The 1575-nt window shown below is 68.4% G+C and carries 2 protein-coding genes; both read right to left on the bottom strand.

Annotated features, from left to right (window positions below; all coding sequences use genetic code 11):
• Positions 1-424: NADPH-dependent FMN reductase (gene ssuE, locus FKP22_RS29820; protein ID WP_141291839.1), on the bottom strand; the 424-nt coding region annotated here is incomplete at its 3' end.
• A 193-nt stretch (positions 425-617) separates the two neighbouring features.
• A complete protein-coding gene (locus tag FKP22_RS29815; protein ID WP_141291838.1) occupies positions 618-1520 on the bottom strand; it encodes a phytanoyl-CoA dioxygenase family protein in 903 nt (300 codons plus the stop codon).
• Positions 1521-1575: the final 55 nt, after the last annotated feature.

The raw sequence follows: 1575 nt of genomic DNA, 5'->3' as shown, positions 1-1575 counted from the left end.
CCTCGGCGTAGACGACGTCCAGCACATGGCGCGCGCCCAGTGCCGACAGCACGGGCTTCAATGCATAGTCCAGCGCCAGCAGGTGGCCGATGCTGCCGCCGGTGCCCAGCGCCAGCACCGTCTTGCCGCGCAGCCCGTCCTGCGGCAGCAGGTCCAGGAAGGCCTTCAGCGCGCCGCTGTAGGCGGCCTTGTAGATGGGGGTGGCGACCAGCACCACATCGGCCGCGGCAACCTGCGCCAGCGCCTGGGCGATCAGCGGGTCACGCGCGTCAGCTGCCAGCAGCGGCACGGCCGGCAGCAGGCGGACTTCGATCTCGATCGTGCCGGGCCCCTGGGGGCGGGCCAGCGAGGCCAGCGCGGCGCGCAGCAGCGCAGTGGAGCGGGACGGGCTGGTGGGGCTGCCCGCGATGCCGACGATGTTCATGACCTGCCTTCGACCCTGCACCTGCAGCGGGCGAGACCGCTGCAGGCGATATGCGTGAAACAAGCTTGGCTGCGGGAGACCATGCAGCCAGCGTGTTCACGATAACGAGCACCCTGCGCAGGGCGAAGGAAGGTTTTCGGCTTTGGTTATCGGCTTTGGTTATCGGCTGGGCGATTGCACGCGTTCAGTCCGTTCAGACCACCACGCGTTCCCACACCGGCTGGCCCGCGGCTTCGGCTTGCGCTTCGGGTACGGTGCCCAGCGGGCCGAAGTGGGCGGGCAGTTCGGCGCGGTCTTCCAGCAGCGCGAGGAAGTCCGGCCGCAGCGGCACGCGGGCGGCTTCCAGCGCCAGCTTGCGGGCGTTCAGCAGCGGCGGGTTGCCGACGATGGACGCGGCGCGGAAGGTGATGTTGACAAGCGTGCGGCGCTGCTCGGTCACGTTGATGCCCTGGCTGTGGATGGCCATCGGGTCCAGGAAGACCAGCGAGCCGCGTGGCGCGAGGATCTGCACCGCGCTGGGGAAGTAGGACTGGTCATAGACCAGGTAGTTGATGCCTTCCTCGCGCACGCCCGCCTCGGTGTGCTTGAAGTAATAGCCGGGTTCGCGCAGGCGGTGGCTGCCGGGCACGACAAAGGTCGCGCCGTTCTCGGCCGTCAGGTCGGTCAGCAAGATGAAGGCATGCAGGTAGCTGGGCAGGATGGGCCCGTCCTTCCACAAGGTGTCGCGGTGGTAGCTGAGCCGGCCGCCCAGGCCGCGGGCCTGGCTGCGCGGGTCCGGCATGTTGGTCTGCAGCAGGCAGTCGCGGATCACCGCGCCGCCCAGGTAGGTTTGCGCCATCGCCTGCACCCGCTGCGACATGGCCAGCGCCTGCAGTTCCTCCGAGACGCAGTAGGCGCAGCGCGTGGTCAGCAGTGGCCAGCCATGGGTGAAGTTCACTTTGCCTGCGGTCTTGGCGTAGTGCTCGACCTCGGCCTCGAAAGCGCTCAACGGCGGCAGCAGCGTGGCCAGCTGGTCGTCGCTGACAAAGCCGGGCAGCACGACAAAGCCGGCGGTCTGCAGACAGAACAGGTCGCGTTCGAATTGGGGGATGGTCATGGGGTCGTGGGGCGGGTCTGTTCAATGAAGCCAGGCCAGAAGGCGCTCGGCGCAA

The sequence above is a fragment of the Ideonella azotifigens genome, from assembly GCF_006519715.1.
Lineage (GTDB): Bacteria > Pseudomonadota > Gammaproteobacteria > Burkholderiales > Burkholderiaceae_C > Ideonella > Ideonella azotifigens.
The sequence above is the reverse complement of the archived record's forward strand: the minus strand, read 5'-3'. Positions and strand labels throughout refer to the sequence as shown.